Origin of the sequence: Vogesella sp. EB (assembly GCF_001037925.1) — a bacterium.
GTDB classification, from domain to species: Bacteria; Pseudomonadota; Gammaproteobacteria; order Burkholderiales; family Chromobacteriaceae; genus Vogesella; species Vogesella indigofera.
In genome coordinates this window covers 72542-95370 of record NZ_LFDT01000003.1, presented here as the reverse complement: position 1 = coordinate 95370, position 22829 = coordinate 72542, and the positions used below count along the sequence as shown (strand labels likewise).

The 22829-nt window shown below is 65.8% G+C and carries 21 protein-coding genes; 10 read left to right on the top strand and 11 right to left on the bottom strand.

What is annotated here, in order from left to right; all coding sequences use genetic code 11:
* Window positions 1-48 precede the first annotated feature (48 nt).
* The 3 genes from ACG97_RS03260 to bioB form a co-directional block, all read right to left on the bottom strand.
* Window positions 49-2778, bottom strand: coding sequence for an EAL domain-containing protein (locus ACG97_RS03260; protein WP_238377241.1), 2730 nt, complete (start codon window positions 2776-2778; stop codon window positions 49-51).
* 240 nt (window positions 2779-3018) lie between these two features.
* Window positions 3019-4170, bottom strand: coding sequence for an 8-amino-7-oxononanoate synthase (gene bioF / locus ACG97_RS03255; RefSeq protein WP_047965897.1), 1152 nt, complete (start codon window positions 4168-4170; stop codon window positions 3019-3021).
* A 226-nt stretch (window positions 4171-4396) separates the two neighbouring features.
* On the bottom strand, window positions 4397-5380 hold the full coding sequence (gene bioB / locus ACG97_RS03250; protein ID WP_047965896.1) for a biotin synthase BioB: 984 nt from the start codon (window positions 5378-5380) through the stop codon (window positions 4397-4399).
* Window positions 5381-5440: 60 nt separating this feature from the next.
* Here bioB and ACG97_RS03245 point away from each other — a divergent pair, with 60 nt between their 5' ends.
* Genes ACG97_RS03245 through ACG97_RS03235 form a run of 3 tightly spaced genes read left to right on the top strand, consistent with a single transcriptional unit; the run spans window position 5441 to window position 7555 of the window.
* Window positions 5441-6160 (top strand): ComF family protein, encoded by a 720-nt coding sequence (locus ACG97_RS03245; RefSeq protein WP_047965895.1) that lies wholly within the window; start codon window positions 5441-5443, stop codon window positions 6158-6160.
* Window positions 6161-6198: 38 nt separating this feature from the next.
* Complete coding sequence (gene trmL / locus ACG97_RS03240; RefSeq protein WP_047965962.1) at window positions 6199-6663, top strand: tRNA (uridine(34)/cytosine(34)/5-carboxymethylaminomethyluridine(34)-2'-O)-methyltransferase TrmL; 465 nt, start codon at window positions 6199-6201, stop codon at window positions 6661-6663.
* 40 nt (window positions 6664-6703) lie between these two features.
* Window positions 6704-7555 (top strand): septal ring lytic transglycosylase RlpA family protein, encoded by an 852-nt coding sequence (locus ACG97_RS03235; protein WP_047965894.1) that lies wholly within the window; start codon window positions 6704-6706, stop codon window positions 7553-7555.
* A 57-nt stretch (window positions 7556-7612) separates the two neighbouring features.
* Here ACG97_RS03235 and ACG97_RS03230 read toward each other — a convergent pair whose 3' ends face one another.
* On the bottom strand, window positions 7613-9139 hold the full coding sequence (locus tag ACG97_RS03230) for a PLP-dependent aminotransferase family protein (protein WP_047965893.1): 1527 nt from the start codon (window positions 9137-9139) through the stop codon (window positions 7613-7615).
* Window positions 9140-9336: 197 nt separating this feature from the next.
* Between ACG97_RS03230 and gabP the strand changes: the two genes are divergently transcribed.
* The gene (gabP, locus tag ACG97_RS03225; protein ID WP_047965892.1) at window positions 9337-10740 is read left to right on the top strand and encodes a GABA permease; all 1404 of its coding nucleotides are present in this window, start codon (window positions 9337-9339) and stop codon (window positions 10738-10740) included.
* A 181-nt stretch (window positions 10741-10921) separates the two neighbouring features.
* Here the strand turns inward: gabP and yihA are convergent, their stop codons facing one another.
* Entirely contained in the window at window positions 10922-11569 is a 648-nt protein-coding gene (gene yihA / locus ACG97_RS03220; RefSeq protein ID WP_047965891.1) for a ribosome biogenesis GTP-binding protein YihA/YsxC, read from the bottom strand.
* Between the two features lie 91 nt (window positions 11570-11660).
* Between yihA and ACG97_RS03215 the strand changes: the two genes are divergently transcribed.
* The 3 genes from ACG97_RS03215 to ccsB all read left to right on the top strand — a co-directional run bounded on the left by ACG97_RS03215 (window position 11661) and on the right by ccsB (window position 15505).
* Window positions 11661-12278 carry a cytochrome c gene (locus tag ACG97_RS03215; RefSeq protein ID WP_047965890.1) on the top strand — a complete coding sequence of 206 codons (618 nt, stop codon included), beginning with the start codon at window positions 11661-11663 and terminating at the stop codon, window positions 12276-12278.
* Window positions 12279-12350: 72 nt separating this feature from the next.
* Window positions 12351-14372 carry a cytochrome c biogenesis protein ResB gene (locus ACG97_RS03210; RefSeq protein WP_047965889.1) on the top strand — a complete coding sequence of 674 codons (2022 nt, stop codon included), beginning with the start codon at window positions 12351-12353 and terminating at the stop codon, window positions 14370-14372.
* A complete protein-coding gene (gene ccsB / locus ACG97_RS03205) occupies window positions 14369-15505 on the top strand; it encodes a c-type cytochrome biogenesis protein CcsB (protein WP_369793025.1) in 1137 nt (378 codons plus the stop codon). The genes ACG97_RS03210 and ccsB overlap by 4 nt, the downstream gene beginning before the upstream one ends.
* A gap of 76 nt (window positions 15506-15581) precedes the next feature.
* Here ccsB and ACG97_RS03200 read toward each other — a convergent pair whose 3' ends face one another.
* Window positions 15582-15962, bottom strand: coding sequence for a VOC family protein (locus ACG97_RS03200; RefSeq protein WP_047965887.1), 381 nt, complete (start codon window positions 15960-15962; stop codon window positions 15582-15584).
* 157 nt (window positions 15963-16119) lie between these two features.
* On the opposite strand from ACG97_RS03200, the gene ACG97_RS03195 reads away from it, so the two are divergent.
* From ACG97_RS03195 to ACG97_RS03185, 3 genes are all read left to right on the top strand, one after another.
* Entirely contained in the window at window positions 16120-17301 is a 1182-nt protein-coding gene (locus ACG97_RS03195) for an aminotransferase class I/II-fold pyridoxal phosphate-dependent enzyme (protein WP_047965886.1), read from the top strand.
* Between the two features lie 52 nt (window positions 17302-17353).
* Window positions 17354-17629, top strand: a complete 276-nt coding sequence (locus ACG97_RS03190) for a GIY-YIG nuclease family protein (RefSeq protein WP_047965885.1) — start codon at window positions 17354-17356, stop codon at window positions 17627-17629.
* 64 nt (window positions 17630-17693) lie between these two features.
* The gene (locus tag ACG97_RS03185) at window positions 17694-18920 is read left to right on the top strand and encodes a D-serine ammonia-lyase (RefSeq protein WP_047965884.1); all 1227 of its coding nucleotides are present in this window, start codon (window positions 17694-17696) and stop codon (window positions 18918-18920) included.
* 337 nt (window positions 18921-19257) lie between these two features.
* Here ACG97_RS03185 and ACG97_RS17485 read toward each other — a convergent pair whose 3' ends face one another.
* The 5 genes from ACG97_RS17485 to ACG97_RS03165 all read right to left on the bottom strand — a co-directional run bounded on the left by ACG97_RS17485 (window position 19258) and on the right by ACG97_RS03165 (window position 22826).
* Window positions 19258-19569, bottom strand: a complete 312-nt coding sequence (locus tag ACG97_RS17485; protein ID WP_156167912.1) for a hypothetical protein — start codon at window positions 19567-19569, stop codon at window positions 19258-19260.
* A 55-nt stretch (window positions 19570-19624) separates the two neighbouring features.
* Window positions 19625-20224, bottom strand: coding sequence for a hypothetical protein (locus ACG97_RS03180; RefSeq protein WP_156167909.1), 600 nt, complete (start codon window positions 20222-20224; stop codon window positions 19625-19627).
* 158 nt (window positions 20225-20382) lie between these two features.
* The gene (locus ACG97_RS03175) at window positions 20383-21267 is read right to left on the bottom strand and encodes a LysR family transcriptional regulator (RefSeq protein WP_047965882.1); all 885 of its coding nucleotides are present in this window, start codon (window positions 21265-21267) and stop codon (window positions 20383-20385) included.
* Between the two features lie 21 nt (window positions 21268-21288).
* A complete protein-coding gene (locus ACG97_RS03170; RefSeq protein WP_047965881.1) occupies window positions 21289-22110 on the bottom strand; it encodes an SAM-dependent methyltransferase in 822 nt (273 codons plus the stop codon).
* A gap of 95 nt (window positions 22111-22205) precedes the next feature.
* Window positions 22206-22826, bottom strand: coding sequence for a lytic transglycosylase domain-containing protein (locus ACG97_RS03165; protein WP_047965880.1), 621 nt, complete (start codon window positions 22824-22826; stop codon window positions 22206-22208).
* Window positions 22827-22829: the final 3 nt, after the last annotated feature.

Genomic DNA, 22829 nt, shown 5'->3' with positions numbered 1-22829 from the left:
AAAACCCGATTTTCGCAATAGCGCGCCGAGAAAGAAAGCCCGTTGCACTCATGCCAGCGACGGCAGCAAACCGTCGCCGGCGTGGGCCAGCTCCTGCTGCATGCCGGCCAGCCGCGGCCAGTCCAGCTCCGCCGCCGGTGCCGGCCGGGCAAAGTAGTAACCCTGCAGCCGCGGGCAGCCGAGCTGGCGCAGGGTCTGCACCTGCAGCATGGTTTCCACCCCTTCCGCCACCACGTCCAGCCCCAGCGCCGCCGCCAGCGCCAGGATGGCGCGCACGATGGCGGAGGATTCCTCGTGGCAGTGGATGTCGCGCACGAAGGCCTGGTCGATCTTGAGCACGTCGAAGTGGTAGCGGTGCAGGTAGGACAGCGCCGAGTAGCCGGTGCCGAAGTCGTCCAGCGCGAGGCAGATGCCGCGCTCCTTCAGCTGCCGCATCACCTCGATCGCCACGTCCGGCACGTCGATCAGCGCGCTTTCGGTGATTTCCAGGTGCAGCGTGCCCACCGGCAGCGCGTGCCGCTGCATCAGCTCCTGCAGCCAGCCGACCAGCCCCGGATCGTGGAAGTGCGCCGAGGACAGGTTGATGTGCAGGCACACCGCGTGGTCGATGCGGCCGCTGCCGTACCACTGCGCCAGCTGCGCGCAGGCGTGCTCGATCATGTAGCGGTCCAGCTTCAGGATCAGGCCGCTCTCCTCCGCCATCGGCAGGAACACACCCGGCGCGATCAGGCCGCGCTGCGGATGGTGCCAGCGCACCAGCGTCTCGAAGCCGGCCAGCTTGCCGCTGTGGCTGTCCACGATCGCCTGGTAGTAGGGCACCAGTTCGTGGCGGTTTTCCAGCGCGTGGCGCAGCTCGGCCTCCAGCGCCAGCTGGTCGGCCTGGTTGCGGCGCAGCTCGTGGTTGAACAGGGTGTAGCCGTGACGACCGCGTTGCTTGGTGCGGTACATCGCGTGGTCGGCGTCGCGCAGCAGGTCTTCCGCACGCGAGTAGTGTTCCTTGTCGGCCAGCACCAGGCCGACGCTGACGGTGGTGAACAGCTCGCGCCCGGACAGCATGATCGGGCGCTCGAATTCGCCGACCAGGCTCTGCGCCAGCCGCTCGCACTCTTCCAGCGAGTCGACGCCGGACAGCAGCACCGCGAACTCGTCGCCGCCGAGGCGGGCCAGGAAATCGGCATAGCCGAGGCAGCTGCGGATGCGTTGCCCGGCCTCGGTGAGCAGGTGGTCGCCGGCGAGATGGCCGAGGGTGTCGTTGACCAGCTTGAAGCGGTCCAGGTCGATGAACACCACCGCGAAGCGCTGCGTCGGATCAAGCTGGAACTGGTCCCAGTTGCGCTTCAGCACGCGCGAGAAATAGCTGCGGTTGGGCAGCTTGGTCAGCGGATCGTGCAGGCTGTCATGCTGCAGCTGGGCGTTGACGGCGTCCAGCTCGTTGGTGCGCTCCAGCACGCGCTGTTCCAGATCGGCATAGGCGCGCTGCAGGTCGTCCAGCGCCTGCACCCGCGCCAGCGCGCTGCCGATGTGGTTGGCGACGAACTCCAGCAGTTCCTGGTCGCGGTAGGAGTAGCGCACGCTCGGCTCGTAGCTCTGCACCGCCAGCACGCCGCGCAGTTCGTTGCCGCTGTACAGCGGCACCCCCAGCCAGCTGACCGGCACCGCGATGTCGTGATCGTCGCTGGCCAGCAGCACATGGCCGCTGGCTTCGGCCAGCAGCAGCGGCCGGCCGCTGTGCAGCACCTGTTCCAGCAGGCCGCGCCCGGGGCGCTGTGGCAGCGGATCGGTCAGGTACAGGTCGGAACAATAGGGAAAGCTCAGCTCGTTGCGCTCGCTGTCGTGCAGGCACACCATGCAGTTGCTGGCGTCGATGAACTCGGACAGCAGCCGGTGCAGGCCGACGAAGAAGGCCTCCATCGACAGGCTGGTATTGGAGATGTCGCCGATGCGGAACAGCACGCTCTGCAGCTGCTCGGTGCGCTTGCGCTCGGCCACCTCGGCGTGCAGGCGGATATTGATGCCTTCCAGCTCGGCGGTGCGCAGCCACACCTTGCGCTCCAGCTCGGCGCGGTGCGCCAGCCGGTCCAGCGCGCTGGCGATATGGTGGGCGATGAACAGGAAGGCGCTCTGCGCCGCGTCATCGAAGCGCTGGTGCACGTCATAGCTCTGCACCACCACCGCGCCGACCACCTTGCTGGCGGCATCGAGCAGCGGCACCCCCATCCACCACGACGGCATCAGCCCGGACATCACCACGCCGTGCTGCCGGCACAGCTTGTCGATCTCGGCGCCCGACAACAACATGAAGGAGTGCTGGCGGCACAGCCAGGCGGTCAGCGACGGCGTCTGTCCGCCGCAGGGAAATACCTCGTCCGGCCGCGGCGGCCGCGGCTCCATCACGTCGGCAAAATAGGGGAAGCGCAGCGCGCTGCCGCCCTCGTCCAGCAACGCGATATAGAAGTTGTCGGCCGGCATCAGCCGGCTCACCGCGCGGTGCAGCCGGCGCAGGAAGTGCTCGACATTCTGCGACTCGTTGGCGAGGCGGTTGATGTCGAGCAGGGTATGGTGAGTGACGCGCGCCGCGCTCAGGTCATTGCTGAGGCTGGCGCTGGTCAGGTGTCCGGTCAGCAGCAGCGCCAGCTGCGCGGTGCGCTCGCTGGCGGCGCAGCCATGCCAGAACAGGAAGCCGAGCGGCTGCGCGTGGCTGCCCAGTACCTGGCAGCAGACGGCAGCATCCAGCGGCGGGAGCGGGACACCCGCCTGCGGCGTCGGCAGGGCGGACACATCCCCCCGCTGCGCCAGGCAGCGCCACCCCTCCCCCAGCTTTCCCCAAACGCTCGCCCCGAGCGGCAGCTGCCAGCAGAACAGGAAATCCAGGGCAGCTTCAGCGGCTTCTTCGGGCGAAAACAGAATATCAGCCGTGCTATTCATACGATTTTGGTTGAGCCCACTACGCGGCCACGCATCGCAACCGCGATTTTATTGTTATAGGGCACACCGGTCAGGGCAACGGCAGTGGCCGGGTCAGCGCAACAGCCTGACCAGCGCCTGTGCCAGTTGTGAAACGTCCTGCCCGGAATGCGCCGCCGACAGCGACACGCGCAAGCGCGCGGTTCCTGCCGGCACCGTGGGAGGCCTGATGGCGGGAACCCAGATCCCCGAATCCTGTAAATCCCCTGCCATCTGCACGGCAGCCTCGTTGCCGCCAATGATAATCGCTTGAATTGGCATACGGGAAGAGCATAACCGGAAAGAAGTTTCCATCAGCGCGGCACGCAATGCCGAAATATGCTCTTGTAATAGCAGGCGACGCCACGACTCCTGCTCGATCAGCTGCAAACTGGCCAGCACCGCCGCCGCCTGCGCCGGCGGGTGTGCGGTGGTGAAGATATAGGTGCGCGCACGGTTGACCAGCCAGTCGATCAGCTGGCGGCTGCCGGCGACAAAGGCACCGGCCACCCCGGCAGCCTTGCCCAGCGTGGCCATGTACACCACGCGCGGGTGCTGCAACGCGTGCTCGACCAGCGCGCCACGACCGTTGCCGAGGATGCCGAAGCCGTGCGCATCGTCGAGATACAACCATGCGTCATAGCGCTCCGCCAGCTGCAGCAGCTCTGCCAGCGGCGCTTCGTCGCCTTCCATGCTGTACACCGCATCCACCACGATCAGCCGCGATGCCGCTGGCGTGTTTTGCAACAACTGCGCCAGATGCGCCAGATCGTTGTGGCGAAAGCGCTTGAATTCGGCGCGCGACAGCTGGCAGGCGTCGTTGAGCGAGGCGTGGTTGAGCTTGTCGGCGAAGATGGCGTCACCGCGGCCGACCAGGCTGCTGACCACGCCAAGGTTGGCCGCATAGCCGGAGCCGAACAGCAGCGCCGCCTCGCAGCCGACGAATTCGGCCAGAGCCTCCTCCGCCTGCTGCTGGATGGCGAAGTGCCCCGCCACCAGCGCCGAGGCGCCACCGCCAACGCCCCACGCCTCGATCGCCTCGCGCATCGCCGCCTTCAGCGCCGGATGATTGGCGAGGCCGAGATAGTCGTTGCTGGCGAAGGCCAGATAGTCGCGGCCGCCGATGCTGACGCGCGGCCCCTGCGGGCTGTCCAGTACCGCGCGCTGACGCAGGCGGTGTTCGGCCTGCAGTTGCGACAGCGCGCCGGCGAGTTGATCGGGACGCATGCGGCCAACCTTTCCTTGTTCGATTGATGAAAAAAAGCACCCGCCGGCGGCAAGGTGCTTTTCGATGATGCCATGACGGCAGTTTAGAGCCTGTTCTCGATCTCGCGAGCTAGAGCGAGACAAGGCGAAAACGGCTGAGGAAGCAGAATTTACAAGTGGTAAATGAGCATTCCGAAACCGTTTTCAACGCGGTATCGCCGAAGCGCAGCCGATCGAGAACAGGCTCTTACAGCGGCTGCAGGCCCAGCTTCTCCATCAGCGCGCGGTCGGCGTCGACGTCCGGGTTGCCGGTGGTCAGCAGCTTGTCGCCGTAGAAGATGGAGTTGGCGCCGGCGAGGAAGCACAGCGCCTGCATCGCTTCCGGCATCTCGCGACGGCCGGCGGACAGGCGGATATAGCTCTTCGGCAGCGTCAGGCGCGCCACGGCGATGGTACGCACGAACTCGGTCCAGTCCAGCGACTCGGCGCCGTCCAGCGGTGTGCCGGTCACCTGCACCAGGTTGTTGACCGGCACCGATTCCGGCTGCGGGTCGAGGTTGGCCAGCTGCAGGATCAGCCCGGCGCGCTGCTCGCGGGTCTCGTTCAGGCCGACGATGCCGCCACAGCATACCGACAGCCCGGCACCGCGCACCTTGCCCAGCGTGGCGAGGCGGTCTTCGTAGTCGCGGGTCTGGATGATGTCGGCGTACTTGTCCGGCGCGGTGTCCAGATTGTGGTTGTAGTAGTCGAGGCCGGCGTCCTTCAGCTTCTCGGCCTGGCCGTCCTTCAGCAGGCCGAAGGTGGCACAGGTTTGCAGGCCCAGCGCCTTCACCCGCTGCACCATGTCCAGCGTCTTTTCCAGGTCGGCATCCTTCGGGCCGCGCCAGGCGGCGCCCATGCAGAAGCGGCCGGCACCGTTGGCCTTGGCGTGACGCGCGGCGTCCACCACCTCGTCCACCGTCATCATCGGCTGGTTTTCCACCGCCGTTTCATGGTGTACCGACTGCGGGCAGTAGCCGCAGTCCTCCGGACAGCCGCCGGTCTTGATCGACACCAGCGTCGACAGCTGCACGCGGCTGGGGTCGAAGTGCTGGCGGTGGACTTCCGCGGCACGGAAGACCAGCTCCATGAACGGCAGGTCGTACAGCGCCTCGATTTCCTGCTGGCTCCACAGCGCGGATTCGGGGTGCAGGGTGGCGGGACGCTGGAATTGAATGGTGGCCTGGGTCATGGTGGGCTATCGTCACTGTCTGAGAGTCAAAACTGGGCGAATCTTGCGCGAGGGCCGACCATGCTGTCAAACGCGATTGCGGCATTGCTTAACAACTGCCTTGTTTTTGAGCAACACTGCCAGCTGTGCGGCCAACGTCCGTGCGCCAGCGGCGTCTGCGCTGCCTGTGTCGCGGCGCTGGCACCACCCGCCGCGACGCGCTGCCCGGTATGCGCCGCGGCGGCGGCCAGTAGCCTGGTACCCTGCGGCCATTGCCTGCGCGCCGCACCGGCGTTTGCGCGCCTGCACGCCGCCTACGGCTACGACTACCCGCTGGACGGCCTGATCAGCGCCTGCAAATACGGCCGCCAGCCGGCACTGCAGGGCGCGCTCGCCAGCCTGTTGCGGCAGCAGCTGCAAAGCACGCCGCAGCGGCCGGAAATCGACCTGGTGGTCGCGGTGCCGCTGGCGCCGGCACGGTTGGCCGAACGCGGTTTTAACCTGCCGGATGCCCTGGCGCAGGCAGTCGCTGCTACAATCGGCGGCCGCATCGCCCACGACTTGTGTGTGCGCAAACGCAACACTGCGCCGCAGGCCGCGCTCGACCGCCGCCAGCGGCTGCGCAATGTGCGCGATGCTTTTTGCGTAAAGCGCCGCTGTGACGGGCTTTCCATCGCCATCGTCGATGACGTCGCCACCACCGGCGCCACCCTCGATGCGCTGGCCAAAGCGCTGCAAAAAGCGGGCGCAAAACGGGTCGAAGCCTGGGTGCTTGCCAGGGCCTCCGACCACAAAATTTGACCAACCTGTTGATTTACCGGATTATTCACCCCGCAACGATGTTTACTGTTGTTCTCTACCAGCCGGAAATACCGCCCAATACGGGCAATATTATTCGACTCTGTGCCAACACCGGCTGTGAACTGCACTTGGTCAAACCGCTGGGTTTTCCGCTCGAAGACGCCAAACTGAAACGCGCCGGACTCGACTATCACGAGTACGCCCGCATGGTGGTTCACGAGAACTGGGAAGCCTGTCTGGCCCACCTTGGCCCGCGCCGCATCTTCGCGGCCACCACCAAGGGCGCCACGCGGCACGACCGCATCGCCTTCCAACCCGGCGATGTTTTGCTGTTCGGACCTGAATCACGCGGCTTGCCCCAGGAAGTACTGGACAGTCTCCCGACTGACCAGCGGGTGCGGTTGCCGATGCGGGCCGAATCACGCAGTCTCAATCTCTCTAATGCTGTCGCTGTCCTCGTTTTCGAGGCCTGGCGTCAACACGGTTTTGCCGGAGGGATCTGAGCCAGTTCACTGAGTTGGCGCAACAGCATAGGAGAGGTTCATGCGACCTTTTTACCGATGGCTGTGGCTTGCGTTCATCAGTGCTGTACTGGTGGCCTGTACCACCGTCAGACCGGCAACTGCCACCCAGACAGCCAAGGTCACGACCAAAAAATCGCCTGCCAACACAGGCGCCTACTTTCAGAATGACGGCCCGGGTAGCAACATCCCGGTTAACCTGGACCTGGTTCCGGACGCCGTTCCACAGGCAGAACCGCTGATCGCTGCGGCCAACCTGCCCTACACTGCCCTGGGCATGAGCTTCCGCCCGGACAAGAGCGCCAAGCCTTACCGCAAGACCGGCCGCGCCTCCTGGTACGGCAAACAGTTCCACGGTCGCAAGACCAGCTCTGGCGAACGCTACGACATGTTCGCGATGACCGCGGCGCATCCGACGCTGCCAATCCCGAGCTATGCCCGCGTCACCAATGTCAGCAATGGCGAATCGGTGATCGTGCGCATCAATGACCGCGGCCCGTTCCACAAGAGCCGGCTGATGGACCTCAGCTACGCCGCCGCCCATCGCCTGGGCTACGTGAACCGCGGCTCGGCCGAGGTGCTGATCGAACGCGTGTTCCCGGTCAAGGGTAGCGAGCGCATTGCCACCAAACCGCCGGCCATGCAGGCTGCCGCCAGCGATCCGCTGTACCTGCAGCTGGGCAACTTCTCGCGGCTGGCCCGTGCCGAGGCCGAGCTGAAAAAGCTGCTGGCCGACGACAGCCTGCACGACGACAAGCTGGCCATCGTCAATCACGAGGGCATCTACAGCATCCGCATGGGCCCGTTCCAGGGTGACCACGAAGCGCTGGCCGTCGCCAATGCACTCAGCGTGGCGCCGGTGATCACCCGCTAAGCCCGCTGTACCAGCACCAGCACCGCCTGCCTACCTCCGCGTAGCCAGGCGGTTTTTTCATGGCGCCGGCGCCAAACCGATGCCGGCCGCCTTGATCACCGCGGCCAGGGTGGCGAAGTGGCCGGCGATATCCTGCTCGTGCACGTGGGCATAGCCCAGCAGCAGGCCCTGCTGCGCCGGCGCCGCGCCGCGGTAATAGGCACTCAGCGGCCGGGTGAGGATGCCCTGCTGCAAAGCGGCCTCGGCAATGGCGTGATCGTCGCAGCCATCGGGCAGGCCCAGCACCAGATGCAGGCCGGCGGCGCCGTCATGGATCGGCAGCCGCGTGCCAAAATGCGCGGCGATCGCCGCCAGCAGCGTCTCGCGCCGTAGCGCATAGAGATGGCGCATGCGGCGGATGTGCGACACGAAGTGGCCCTCGGCGATGAAATCCGCCAGCACCGCCTGCGTCAGGTACTGCCCGCCGCGGAACATCTCCGACAGCCCGGTCTGGAAGCTGGCGACCAGCGCCTCCGGCACCACCATATAGGCCAGCCGCAGCCCCGGATAGATCACCTTGGAAAAGGTGGCCAGATAGATGACGCGGCCGTGGCGGTCCAGGCCCTGCAGCGACGGCAGCGGCGAACGGCCGTAGCGGAATTCGCTGTCGTAGTCATCCTCCACGATCCAGCAGTGATTGCGCCGCGCATAGGCCAGCAAGCGCCGCCGCCGCGCCAGGCTCATCACCGCGCCCAGCGGATACTGGTGTGACGGCGACACGTAGATCAGCTTTGGCGCCCCCTGCCGCGCGCCCTCCTCCACCTGCAGGCCGTCACCGTCCACCGCCACCGGCTGCGTGTCGAGCCCGCTGCTGCGCCACACGCTGTGCACGCCCCAGTAACCCGGATTTTCCACCCACGCGCTATCGCCGACATCGCCCAGCAGCAGCGCGATCAGCTGCAGCGCCGCGTGCGAGCCGTTGGTGACGATGATCTGTTCCGGGGTGCAGATCACGCCGCGCGAGCTGCGCAGGTAGTCGGCCAGCGCGCTGCGCAGCGCCGGCAGGCCGGGGCCGACGGAGTAGGTCAGCAGGTCCGGCTGCGGCTTGCGCCACTGGCGGTTGTGCAGCCGCATCCAGGTGCGCGACGGAAAGGTGCGCACCTCCGGCACCCCCGGCATGAAGGCGCCCCACTGCTTCTCGCCGGCACCGGCCTGCGCCACCAGCTGCGTGCCGCGCCGCGAAATCTCGGCCAGGCTGTCGGCGCCGCCCCTGGCCGCCACCGGCTCGCGCCCGGGCAGGCGCTCCGGTCCAGTATCCAGCACGAAGGTGCCGCGGCCAACCCCGGCCGCCAGATAGCCCTCCACCACCAGCCGTTCGTAGACGTGGATCACGGTGTTGCGCGCGATGCCCAGCTCCTGCGCCAGTTGCCGCGACGACGGCAGCCGTAGCCCCGGCGGCAGCACCTCCTGCAGGATGCCGTCGCGCAGCAGGCGGTACAGCTGCAGGGTGTTGGATTCGGCGCTGTCGCGGCGGAAGTGCTGCAGCAGCAGGTCGGCCAGCATTTGCTGCAGCGCGATCTGGGAGGGGGAGGACGGGGACGCCATGGCAGGAAACCGCGCAGATTGGTTCTATTAAAAAAACAGGATTGGGTCTAATTTTATCACCAATCAGCGCTTACACTGCCGCCGGCTTTTGCTTGCAACAACAATCGCGGCTGCCCTGCACTCCCCAGCAACCCAATAACGGTATCGGCGCGTCCGCGCACGGTCACCAGGCAGCCGCCAACGGAGAATCTGATCCAATGAGTGCTTCATCCCCAGGACTGAGCCACGGGCTCAAGGAACGTCACGTCACCATGTTGTCCATCGCCGGTGTGATCGGCGCGGGACTGTTTGTCGGCTCCGGCCACGCCATTGCCGAAGCCGGCCCGGCGGTGCTGATCGCCTACGCCATCGCCGGCCTGCTGGTGATCCTGGTCATGCGCATGCTCGGTGAAATGGCGGTCGCCTCGCCGGACACCGGCTCGTTTTCCACCTACGCCGACCGCGCCATCGGCCACTGGGCCGGTTACCTGATCGGCTGGCTGTACTGGTGGTTCTGGGTGCTGGTGATCCCGCTGGAGGCCACCGCCGCCGCCACCATCCTGCACACCTGGTTTGCCGGCGTGCCGCTGTGGGCGTTTGCGCTGGGCATTACCGTGCTGCTGACCATCACCAATATGTTCAGCGTCAAGAACTACGGCGAATTCGAATTCTGGTTCGCGCTGGTCAAGGTGGTCGCCATCATCGCCTTCCTCGCTATTGCCGCCGCCGCCATCATGGGCCTGATTCCGGGCAGCCAGACCAGCGGCGTATCCAATCTGTTCGCCCACGGCGGCTTCATGCCCAACGGCTTTGGTGCCGTACTGGGTGCGATGCTGACCACCATGTTCACTTTCCTCGGCACCGAGATCGTCACCATCGCCGCCGCCGAATCCGACAACCCGCAGCAGCAGATCACCAAGGCCACCAACTCGGTGGTGTGGCGCATCAGCCTGTTCTACCTCGGTTCGATCTTCGTGGTCACCTCGCTGGTGGCGTGGAACGACCCGCAGTTGGCCGCACTGGGTTCCTACCAGCGCACGCTGGAGCTGATCGGCATTCCCAACGCCAAGGCGATCGTCGACGTGGTGGTGCTGATCTCGGTGGCCAGCTGCCTGAACTCGGCGCTGTATACCGCCTCGCGCATGCTGTACTCGCTGTCCACCCGTCGCGACGCGATGCAGGTGTTCAACAAGACAGCCGGCAACGGCACGCCGCAAAACGCGGTGCTGGGTTCGATGGTGGTGGGCTTCATGATGGTGATCGCCAACTATCTGGTACCGGAAGCGGTGTTCAACGTGCTGCTGGCCACCTCCGGCGCCATCGCGCTGCTGGTGTACATGGCGATCGCCATCTCCCAGCTGCGCATGCGTCAGCGCATGATTGCCCGCGGCGAAACCCCGGCCTTCAAAATGTGGCTGTTCCCGTGGCTGACCTGGGCGGTGATCCTGTTCATCGCCGCGGTGCTGGTGCTCATGGCCTTCCGCCACGATCACCAGATCGAAGTGCTGAGCACCGCCGTACTGACCGGGCTGCTGCTGCTCGTCGGCTGGGTCCGCTCGCGCCTGCTGGGCACCGGCTGGCGCCACAGCAGCCCGGCGCTGGCTGCGACCAACGCCGGCTGAGCCCGCGTCACACCGAATACCCTGGCTGTCTGCTTGCCCGCCTCTGGCGGGCTTTTTTCATGCCGCCGCGCCGCCGTGCGGGCAAGAAAAAACCCCGGCACGGGCCGGGGTCAATACCTTTGCAGGCTCCTGCTCAGGGAGGTGAAGCAGGAAGGTGTGAACACCTGCTTACTTTGACGGCTTACTCGGGCAAAGTTCCGGCGGCACCGTGATTTTCTTCGCCAACGAAGTCGTCCTCCGCCACCGCGGCGAACCAGTCCTGCACCTGCTGCTCGACTTCGGCGGTACCGGTCTTCTTCGAGCTGGAGAACAGCTGGATGCTGATTTGCGGGTAGTCATGCAGTTCTTTTTTGACCGAGGCCAAGACTTTCTGCTGCTCCTGACGCGATAATTTGTCGGCTTTGGACAACAGGATGTGCACCGGACGGTTGGTCTCGCTGAAAAACTCGATCATCTTCCAGTCCAGATCGCGCAGCGGCCGGCGCGAATCCATGATCAGCAACAGGCCGATCAGGCTGGTACGCGACTGCAGGTACTGCCCCAGCAGCTCCACCCAGTGGGCGCGCACCGCCTCCGGCACTTCGGCGTAGCCGTAGCCGGGCAGGTCGACCAGGTAGCGTTCCTGGCCCAGGTCGAAGAAATTGATATGCTGCGTCCGCCCCGGCGTCTTGGACACGAAGGCCAGGCGGGTGCGGTTGCACAGGGTATTGATGGCGCTGGACTTGCCGGCATTGGAGCGCCCGACAAAGGCGATCTCGGCACGGGTCGGCGGCAAATCCTTAAGATGATTTACGGTGGTAAAGAAGCGGGCGTTCTGAAAGATCGTCATAGTAGTAAGTGTAAAGTCAGTTGGTATAGAATAGCAGGTTTGAAATTGCCACCTTTACAGATATTTACGCAATCTCTCTCGAGGAGTGACCATGAAACGTAAGATGCTGTTGGCGATCGCTGCCGCTACCCTCGCCGGTAGCGCACTGGCCGCCACCCCAGCTGTGACCCGTGGCGATGTCGCCAAAGGCAAAGTGATTGCCGAGCAAGTGTGTGCCGCCTGTCACGGTGCGGACGGCAACAGCGTGGCCTCCGCCAACCCGTCGCTGGCTGGCCAGCACGCCAAATACCTGGAAAGCCAGCTCAAGGCCTTCAAGAGTGGCGAACGCAAGAACCCGATCATGCTGGGCATGGCTTCCAGCCTGTCCGACGCCGACATGAAGAACGTGGCCGAGTACTTCAGCGAACAGAAGCTGAAAGCACGCCAGGCCAACGACAAGGCACTGCTGCCAGCCGGCCAGAAGCTGTACAAGGCCGGTAACCCGGTGACCCGCGTTCCGGCCTGTATGGCCTGCCACGGTGCCGCCGGCAAGGGCTTCCCGGCGCAGTACCCGGCACTGGGCAGCCAGCACGCCGCCTACATCGTCAAACAGCTGAATGATTTCAAGGCTGGCACGGATCGCAAGAACTCGATCATGGCCGATGTGGCCATGCGCATGTCTGATGCCGACATGAAAGCGGTAGCAGAATACATTTCCGGCCTGCGTTAAGCGCAACTTTTTGCTGCTGTCACGTTCCAAAGGGGGGCCTTCACGCCCCCCTTTGTCGTGCTTTGAAAACACATGAAACCCAATAAGCCTTCAGCATCGAATCTTCACCACGCGTACGAGCTGTTCAGTTCGATGCGCTTCGCCATCGGCTTGCTGACCATTCTGGCCATCGCCTCGATCATCGGCACCGTGCTCAAGCAGAACGAGCCCTATCCCAACTACGCCTTCGAGTTCGGCCAGTTCTGGTTTGTCGCCTTCGAGAAGCTGGGCCTGTACGACGTGTACCACTCGTCGTGGTTCCTGCTGATCCTCGCCTTCCTGGTGCTGTCCACCACGCTGTGCATCATCCGCAACGGCCCCACCTTCCTGCGCGAGATGAAGAGCTTCCGCGAGCGCGCCACCGACAACTCGCTGCGTGCGATGCGCCACAGCCAGCAGCTGGACCTGACGCTGGACGAGGCACGGGCGATGCGCCTGCTGCAGGGCCACGGCCTGCGCGTGAAGCGCGTGCCGCGCGACGATGGCACCGTGCTGCTGGCGGCGAAGAAGGGCAGCGCCAACAAGCTGGGCTACTTCTTCGCCCACATCGCGATGGTGGTGATCTGCATCGGCGGCCTGATGGACGGCAACCTGCCGCTCAAGCTCGGCGAGCTGACCGGCAGCATCAAGCCGGAAACGCGCGAACTGCCGCAGGCACAGATTCCGGAACAGAGCCGTCTTGGCGCCGGCAACCTGTCGTTCCGCGGCAGCGTGACGGTGCCGGAAGGCAAGAGCGCCGACGTGATCTTCATGAACAGCGGCAACGGCTACCTGGTGCAGGAGCTGCCGTTCATCGTCACGCTGAAGAAATTCCACGTCGACTACTACAGCAACGGCATGCCCAAGCTGTTCGCCAGCGACCTGATCATCACCGACAAGGGCAGCGGCAAGACTTCCGAACACACCATCAAGGTCAACCACCCGCTAGTGGTCGACGGCGTGGCCATCTACCAGGCCAGCTTCGGCGACGGCGGCTCGCCGCTGCAGCTGAAGGCGTGGAACCTGCAGACGCCGCAGGCGGCACCGACCGACATCAAGGGCAACTCGCTGGGCGCACAACCGCTGAAGGTCAACGGCCGCGACTACCGGCTGGAATTCGGCGAGCTGCGCGTGTTCAACGTGGAAAACACCGGCGCGCCGGGCAGCGACGACAAGTCACTGGCACAGCGCCTCAACGACGCACGCTCGGTACGGCAGGACACCAAGGCGCTGAAGAACGTCGGCCCGTCGATCAGCTTCAAGCTGCGCGACCAGCACGGCCAGGCGCGCGAATACCAGCACTACATGGCGCCGATGCAGCAGGACGGCGAGTGGTATCAGGTGGCCGGCGTGCGCAGCGACGTGGCGCAACCATTCCAGTACCTGCGCATTCCGCTCGACAAGGACATGAGCATCGCCAGCTTCATGCGCCTGTACGCGGCGCTGAAGAACCCGGCGCTGTACGACGAGATCCGTGAACGCACCACCGCCAAGGCGATGCAGGGCCAGGCGATCAGCCCGGCGATGCAGCAGCAGTTCTCCGACAGCGTGCGCTGGGTGCTGTCCCGCTTTGCCCAGGGCGGCTTCGGCGCGCTGGAACAGTTCCTCGACGACAAGGTGCCGGCCGACAAGCGTCAGGCGATTGCGCAGACCTATATCAAGATCCTGCAGGGTGCGGTGGTCGACGTGATGGACGTGGCGCAGGCCAAGGCCGGTCTGGCGCCGTGGCCGCAGGACGCCAAGCACTACCGCTTCCTGCTCGACAGCCTGGTCAGCGTCAGCGCGCTGCAGGACTACGCGGCGCCGGTATACCTGGAAATGAGCGGCTTTGAGCAGGTGCAGTCCTCCGGCCTGCAAATGACGCGCTCGCCGGGCAAGAATGTGGTTTATCTTGGTTCGCTGCTGCTGGTGATCGGCATCATCCTGATGTTCTACGTGCGCGAAGTGCGCGTCTGGCTGCTGCTGCAGCGCGACGGCACCCGACTGGCGATGACCTCCAACCGCCACAACCGCGATCTGGACCAGGACTTCGAGCGCATGGTCGACTATCTGAACAAACAGGCTGGAGAAGCATGATGGAGATGGTGTTGCAACAACCGCTGTACAAGCGTCTGGCCGCCGGTGACTGGCTGTACGCGCTGCTGATCATCGTCGCCGCCGGCTACAGCTTCAGCCTGTACGGCAGCGCGCTGGACTACTACGAACAGCTGATCCTGGCCGGCAGCAGCATCGCGCTGGTGGCACTGGGCTGGTTCTGGCCGAGCTGGCGCTGGTTCTTCCCGCTGGCCGGGGCGGTGTCGCTGCTGGCGATCCAGCTGTACGACCACAACCTGGCGCGCGCGGCGGAAAGCTTCGGCCTGAAGTACCTGCTGTCCAGCCAGTCGTCGTTCATGTGGATGTGCACGCTGTTCTTCCTTGCCACCGTGCTGTACTGGGCCGGCACCCTCTCCCGCGCCGGCCTGCTGATGCGCATGGGCAGCGGCTTGACCTGGGCGGCGGCGGTATTCGCGCTGGCCGGACTGTTCACCCGCTGGTACGAGAGTTACCTGATCGCGCCGGACGTTGGCCGCATCCCGGTCTCCAACCTGTACGAAGTGTTCATCCTGTTCTGCCTGATCACCGCGCTGATGTACCTGTACTACGAGGCCAAGTTCGCGGTACGCCAGGTCGGTGCCTTCGTGCTGCTGGTGATCAGCGCCGCAGTCGGCTTCATCCTGTGGTACACCTTCGACCGCCAGGCGCACGAGATCCAGCCGCTGATTCCGGCGCTGCAATCGTGGTGGATGAAGATCCACGTGCCGGCCAACTTCGTCGGCTACGGCGCGTTCGCGATGTCGGCGATGATCGGCGTGGCGCAGCTGCTGATCCGCCGCGGCATCCTCGCCAGCCGCCTGCCCTCGGCCGAGGTGCTGGACGAGGTGATGTACAAGGCGATCGCCGTCGGCTTCCTGTTCTTCACCATCGCCACCATCCTCGGTGCGATGTGGGCGGCGGATGCCTGGGGCGGCTACTGGAGCTGGGACCCGAAAGAAACCTGGGCACTGATCGTGTGGCTGAACTACGCCGCCTGGCTGCACATGCGCCTGGTCAAGGGCTGGCGCGGCGAGCCACTGGCGTGGTGGGCGGTGGTCGGCCTGCTGGTGACCTCGTTCGCCTTCATCGGCGTCAACATGTTCCTGTCCGGCCTGCACTCCTACGGCGCGCTGTAACACTCAAGGTTGGCCGCATGCGGCCAACCTTGTCACCTCACGACCCGGCCCTGTGCCGGGTCGTGGCGTTTTCCGCTCAGGCGTACACCGACAGCTCCAGCAGGTTGCCGTCCGGATCGCGCAGATACAGCGAGCGGATCGGCCCCAGCGCACCGGTGCGCGCCACCGGACCCAGCTCGACGGCCACGCCCCTGGCAGCCAGCTCCGCCGCCACCTCATCCAGCCCGCCACTCACGATCAGGCAGAGATCGGCACTGCCTGCCTGCGGCACCCGCGCGTGCGGCAGCAAGGGCGCGGCCGCCGGGTGCAGGTTGATCTTGTGCCGGCCGAATTCCAGCGCCACCCTGCCCTCGCCGAAAGTCACCGGCACCATGCCCAGCACATCACGATAAAACGCCACCGTGCGCGGAATATCCGCCACCGTCAGCACCAGATGATCCAGCCGTTCGATTTGCATCCTGACTCCTTGCCGGGCACACCCTGCCACACCATGCCGCAGTAGCCCCATCGTCATACTTTACCGCGCCCGGCGATCGCGGCACACTGCCGCCATTGCCGCGCCCCTGCCGGCGCGGGGCAGCCCGTACGCTGCCAGACCACTAGCCGGAGCCGTCATGAGCACACTTCCCCTGCACCCCGCCACCCTCGCCGTTCGCGCCGGTGAAGACGACTACCGCCCGCACGCCGCGCTGGCGGTGCCCATCGAGTTCGGCATCGCCCACGGCTACCCGGATGTGGACAGCTGGGAGCAGGTGGCGCGCGGCGAGGTCGCCGGCCCGCTGTACGCGCGCAACAGCGCCCACCCCACCAGCCTGGCGCTGGAAGCCAAGCTGGCGGCGCTGGAAGGCGCGGCGGCGGCGGTGAGCTTCGGCAGTGGCATGGCGGCGATCAGCAGCACGCTGCTGGCGCTGCTCAAACCCGGCGCGCGCGTGGTGGCCGGCAAGGATACCTACGGCGGCAGCCACTACCTGTTGCAGCACACCCTGCCGCAGTGGGGGGTGCAGGTGACGCTGTGCGACACCACCGACGCCGCCGCCTTCGAGGCCGCGCTGGCCGGCGGCTGCGAGCTGCTGTACCTGGAATCGCCGACCAACCCGCTGCTGAAGGTGCAGGACATCCGCCGCCTGGCCGCCGCCGGCCATGCCGCCGGCGCGCTGGTGGTGATCGACAACACCTTCGCCACCCCGGTGAACCAGAACCCGCTGGCGCTGGGCGCCGATCTGGTGCTGCACAGCGCCACCAAGTTCCTGGGCGGCCACGCCGACGCCATGGGCGGCATCGTCTGCGGCAGCCAGGCGCTGACCGACCGCATCCGCCACTACCGCGAGATCCACGGCGCCTGCCTCGACCCGATGAGCGCCTTCCTGATCCTGCGCGGCATCAAGACGCTGGCACTGCGCATGCGCCAGCACAACGACAACGCGCTGGCGCTGGCGCAATGGCTGCAGCAACAGCCGGCGGTGGCGCAGGTGAACTACCCCGGCCTGCCGGATCATCCGCAGCACGCCATCGCCCGCGCGCAGATGCAGGGCTTCGGCGGCGTGCTCAGCTTCGAGCTGGCCGGCGGTTTTGCCGCCGTGCGCCGGCTGCTGCCGCACTGCCAGCTGCTGATCCGCGCCGCCACGCTGGGCACGGTGGACACCCTGCTGGGCGTGCCGAGCACCACCAGCCACGTGGAATGCACAGAACAGGAACGCATCGCGCTGGGCATTCCCGGCGGGCTGGTACGCTGCTCGGTGGGCATCGAGGACATCCGCGACATCATCGCCGACCTGCAGCAGGCGCTGGCCGAGTGAACGCCACACTGCAACACGTTGGCCGCAGGCGTTGCGGCCAACCTTTGCCGCCATGAGCTGGTACCTGTACCTGCTGGAATGCCGCGGCGGCAGCCTGTACACCGGCATCAGCAACAACGTGGAAAAGCGCTACGCCGCCCATGTCGCCGGCAAGGGCGCGCGCTACACCCGCAGCTTTCCACCCGAGCGCATCGCGCTGGTGCTCGAATTTGCCGACAAGGGCGAAGCGCTGCGCGCCGAACTGGCGGTAAAGGCGATGAGCGCGGCGCAGAAGCGGGCGTGGCTGGCGGCGCAAGCCATTAGCCCAGCTAATCAGTCCGCGCAGTAATGCTGGCTTGTCGCCACTAGCGGCCACGCGCACACTGCCAGCCATGCTCTGACAGGAAAACGCCATGTTCCCTCTCGATACCCTCCCCGCCGCCCTCCGCCACGGCCAGCCGCTGCTGTGGCACAACCCCGGCCTGCGTCCCGTCGCCGAAGCACTGACCGCCAGCGGCCACGGCCGCGCCGAGATCGAGGCCGCCATCGCCCGCTGGCAACGCTTCGCACCGCTGCTGGCGCGGCTGTTTCCGGACAGCGTCGCCGCCGACGGCCGCATCGACTCGCCACTGCTGAGCCAGAGCGACGAGCACGGCAAGCCGCTGTGGGTGAAAGCCGACCACGCACTGCCGATCACCGCCTGCATCAAGGCGCGCGGCGGCGTGTACGAGGTGTTGTGCCACGCCGAAGAGCTGGCGCTGGCCGCCGGCCTGCTGCACGTCGGCGACAGCTACGCCGTGCTGGCCGACGCGCCGGCGCACGCGTTGTTCGCACAGCACCGCATCCTGGTCGGCAGCACCGGCAACCTCGGCTACAGCGTCGGCGTGATGGCGCGCGCGCTGGGGCTGGGGGTGGAAGTGCACATGTCGCACGACGCCAAGGAATGGAAAAAGCAGCGCCTGCGCGCGCTGGGCGCCACGGTGGTGGAGCATGCCGGCGACTACGCGCTAGCGGTGGCCGCCGCCCGCAACAATGCGGCCGCTGATGCGCGCGCCTATTTCATCGACGACGAAAGCTCGCTGCTGCTGTTCTTCGGCTACGCCGCCGCGGCCTGGGATCTGGCACCGCAACTGGCCGCCGCCGGCCTGCGGCCAACGCCGGAGCAGCCGCTGCGGGTGTACCTGCCGTGCGGCGTCGGCGGCGCACCCGGTGGCGTCGCCTTCGGCCTGAAGTGCCTGTTCGGCGACGCGGTGCAGTGCGTGCTGGTGGAACCGGTGGCCTCGCCCTGCTTCCTGCTGCGCCTCGCCACTGGTGACGACGCGCTGTCGGTGTACGACATCGGCCTCGACAACCGCACCGTGGCCGACGGCCTGGCGGTGCCGCGCGCTTCCGCCACCGTGGCCGGCATCGTCGGCCCGCTGATCGACGCGGTGATTACCGTCAGCGACGCCAGCCTGCTGGCGACCGTACGCCAGCAGTGGCAACAGCACGGCCTGCGGCTGGAGCCCTCCGCCGCCGCCGGCTTCGTCGCCCACCAGCTGGCCAGCGAACAATGGCCGGGCGACGTCATCCCGGTGGTGTGGACCACCGGCGGCAACGGCCTGCCGGACGAGGTGTTTTTACCGCTGCTGGCGGAGTGATTTAAAGGCCGCTCAATAGCCAAAAGGTTGGCCGCAAGCCGGTAACGGTTTGCGGCCAACCTTTTGTATTTCATCCCGGTATATGCGGGCTTCAACACGTAGGTCGGGTTAGCGCAACGTAACCCGACACGACTTGCGGCCTACGTTGTGGCGGTAATCGGTCTTGATTTTTTGCCACGGAAGCGCGCGGGAAAACACGGATAAAGGCAAAACGACCTTGGCCACGAAACCCGCGAAAGAACACGAAAACAAGAGCGGAAATAGAACAGGCCTGACTGCAAAGCTTGTCGGGTTACGCTGCGCTAACCCGACCTACTACCTGTCCGAACACCACGCCTCACAACCGCCAAAACCGAACCGGCGCGACCATTCCCGTTGGCGCAAGCCGTGCAAACTGCCTCCAGCCCGGAAACAAGCCGCCCTCTTTTGAGCGCAGCGTATGGGCGGCGCCGGGATGGTGGCAGTTGGCGCGGGAATTCTTGCGCCTTCGGGTCGCCTTTTCTTTGCTTACTTTCTTTTTGGCGAAGCAAAAGAAAGTAAGCCGCCGCCGCGCGGAAAGCGGCAGATAAAAATCATCCGCGTAGCGGATACCCCAGAAAAAACAAGGTTGGCCGCAAACCTGTGACGGCTTGCGGCCAACCTTAATCATTCGAACGCGGTCAACACCGGGCTTCGCAAATGCGACGCAGGTCTGCCAGCCCGACTTACTTCTGAGCCAATGCCCTGACCAAACCATCGATATTGTCTCGATTCTTGCCCCAATCCATCAGCGTAAGTCGGCACAGTGGCTGACTGTCAAGATGCACCAGCGTTGCCTCCCCGCCAGCCTCGGCCAGTTCGACACTGAGACGCTCCCCCCAGCTTTTCACGGAGCAGGCGGTACATACCTCGAAATGGCACTCGTCCTGCACCCGTGCCCGGCGACTATAACGCGCTTGCAGCTCCTGCCACACCCGCTCACGCACCAAGGGTAATGCCATCGGCAGTGTCAGGGTTTGCTGCTCCCGCACCACTGTGTGGCGATTGAGGACACCGGCAAAAAAACTTTGCATGACAAAGGCGTAAATCAGACTGAATAGCAACATGTCCATGAGCACAGGCCAGCTGAAAACCGTCCACAACCATGTGGACTGCTGGAACAGCAGTGAGCAAAGCAACTGCAGGACAAAGAAGCCGCGCTTGCGGCGACTATCGAACAAGGAGCGAATCATGGTCTGCCTCCAAATAGAGGCAGCCATGCTATCAAAATGACAAATAAATTCACAGCCAACCACGGCTGCTGGTACAGATAAGCGACGCTTCATGCCCCGCTCACGGTAATGCCGTCAAACCTGTCACACGCTACAGCCCAGACCCGAATAACAACAGGGCGAGCCACCAGACTTGCCCTTTCTCGCGATGCGCGGCCAACCTTGACCGCACTCGCTCACACCTCATTACACAACGACTCGGCGCGCCAGCTTCACTGCCGCTGCATCTCCCCGCACAGCCAGTCCGCCAGCGTCTGCGCCGCCTCGCTACCACTTACCGGGTACAGCGCGTAGTAACCCAGCAGCAGCGGCGCTTGCTCGTCCAGCCGGCACAGGCTGCCATCCTGCAGGTAGCGCGCCACCAGCAGCTGGCGGCCCAGCGCCACGCCGTCGCCGGCCTGCGCACTGCGGTAGGCCAGCTGCGCCTGATTGAAGTGGCGCTCGCCGACATCGCAGCCTGGCGGGCGGCCGTGGGCAGCCAGCCACAGCGCCCACTCGCTGCCGGCCGGCGCTGGCGTGCTCCACGGCGCGTCGTCGTGCAGCAGGCGGCCGCTGTGGCCGGCGAGGTCGAAAGCGGGGGCGGCCACCGGAAAGCCGTACTCCGGCAGCACGAAGGCGGCATCCTGCGGCGCCTGCGGCAGGTAGCGCAGCGCCAGGTCGATGCCGGCCTGGCGTAGCGCCGCCGGGCTGTAGGGCTGGTTATCGGCCAGCAGATCGACACTGATTTCCGGCTGCAGGCGGGCGAAACGCCCCAGTCGCGGCAGCAGCCATTCCAGCGCCAGCGATGGCGGCGCCGACAGCCGCACGCTGGCCGGCGCCGCCTCGCGCTGCAGTGCGGCCAAGGTGGTGGCCACGGTATCGAAGCCACTGTCACAGGCGGCAAACAGCTGCTGCCCGGCCGGGGTGAGTTGCAGGCTGCGGCCGCCGCGTTGCAGCAGGGTCAGCTGCAGCCGCGCTTCCAGCCGCTGCACGCGCTGGCTGACCGCGCCCTGGGTCACCGCCAGCTGTTCGGCGGCGCGGCGAAAGCCGCCACATGCCGCCACCGCGTGGAAGAACCACAGGTCGGCCAGCAGGCTGGCGTCGAGGCGGCGGGTCATAGGCGGGTCATCGGGTGGGGCTTAGTAGGCGAAGCGCTGGCGCAGCTCTTCCAGGTTCAGCTCGCGCAGGATGCTTTCCTGGCGTTCGCGGGCGCTCTTTTTCGCGCCGCCGACCTTCTTGGCGATGATCAGCTCGTTCTTCATCGAGTGTTCCCAGCCCACCAGCTCGGTGACGGTGACCTGGTAGCCGCGCGCCTCCAGCTGCAGGCAGCGCAGCACGTTGGTTAGCTGGCTGCCGAATTCGCGGGTGTGGATCGGGTGGCGCCACAGCTCGGACAGCGCGGTCTTGCCGAAGGTCTCGTTCTTCTTCTGCCGCAGCACGGCGGCGACCTCGGCCTGGCAGCATGGCACCAGCACGATGTACTTGGCGTCCTTGGCCAGCGCGAAGCGGATGGCGTCGTCGGTGGCGGTGTTGCAGGCGTGCAGCGCGGTGATGATGTCCACCTGCGCCGGCAGCGCGTCGGAGGTGATCGACTGCTCCACCGTCAGGTTGAGGAAGCTCATGCCCTCGAAACCCAGCCGCTGCGCCAGCTCGACGGATTTATCCACCAGCTCCTGGCGCGTTTCCACGCCGTAGACGTGCGCTGCCGCCTTGTCCTTCAGGAACAGGTCATACAGGATGAAGCCGAGGTAGGACTTGCCGGCGCCGTGGTCGGCCAGTGTCAGGCTGCCCTTTTCCGCCAGCACGTCGGCCATCAGCGGCTCGATGAACTGGTACAGGTGATAGACCTGCTTCAGCTTGCGGCGGGTGTCCTGGTTGATCTTGCCGTCGCGGGTCAGGATGTGCAGTTCTTTCAGCAGTTCGATCGACTGCTGCGGTTTGATTTCGGGGATCAGGCTCATCGCGGTGTCCGTATAAAAAAGGTTGGCCGCAAGCACGGGTTTGCGGCCGGAAGCATGGCGCCGGAGTGGCGTCGGGCGCGACAAGCGCGGCCGGCTCAGTGGCCGGCGGTTTGCTGCAGGCTGGCCGGCGGTGTCCACTGCCAGTGGCTGCGCCAGGCGCCGACCACCAGATTGGGGTATTCGGCACGGCCGAGGCTGCCGTTATAGCGCCCCAGCGCGCGGAACAGGTTGCCGCGCTCGATATCGAGATAATGGCGCAGGATGGTGCAGCCGTAGCGCAGGTTCAGCGTCAGCTCGAACAGGTTGTGCTCGCTGGCGCCGATGCTGCGCACCCAGAACGGCATCACCTGCATCAGGCCGCGCGCGCCGACCGGCGAGATCGCGTACTTGTTGAAGCCGCTCTCCACCTGGATCAGCCCCAGCACCAGCTGCGGGTCGAGTCCGGCGCGGGTGGCCTCGTACTGCACCGCGGTCAGCAGCCGCTCGCGCAGCCACTGGTCCGGGAGGCGGCGGCTGAGGCGGCGCGACATCTCCGCCAGCCACGCCGCACCCTCGTGCGGGTTGTCAAACACCAGCCGTGGCGCGTTGATGTCGGCAATGCTGCGCGACATCGCCGACGCCACGTTGGCCGCCAGCGTCTCTTCGCGCTGCGCCCCCGCCCACGCTGGCACGGCGGCCAGCGTGAACAGCAGCAGCGCAAACCGCCAGCGGCGCATGGC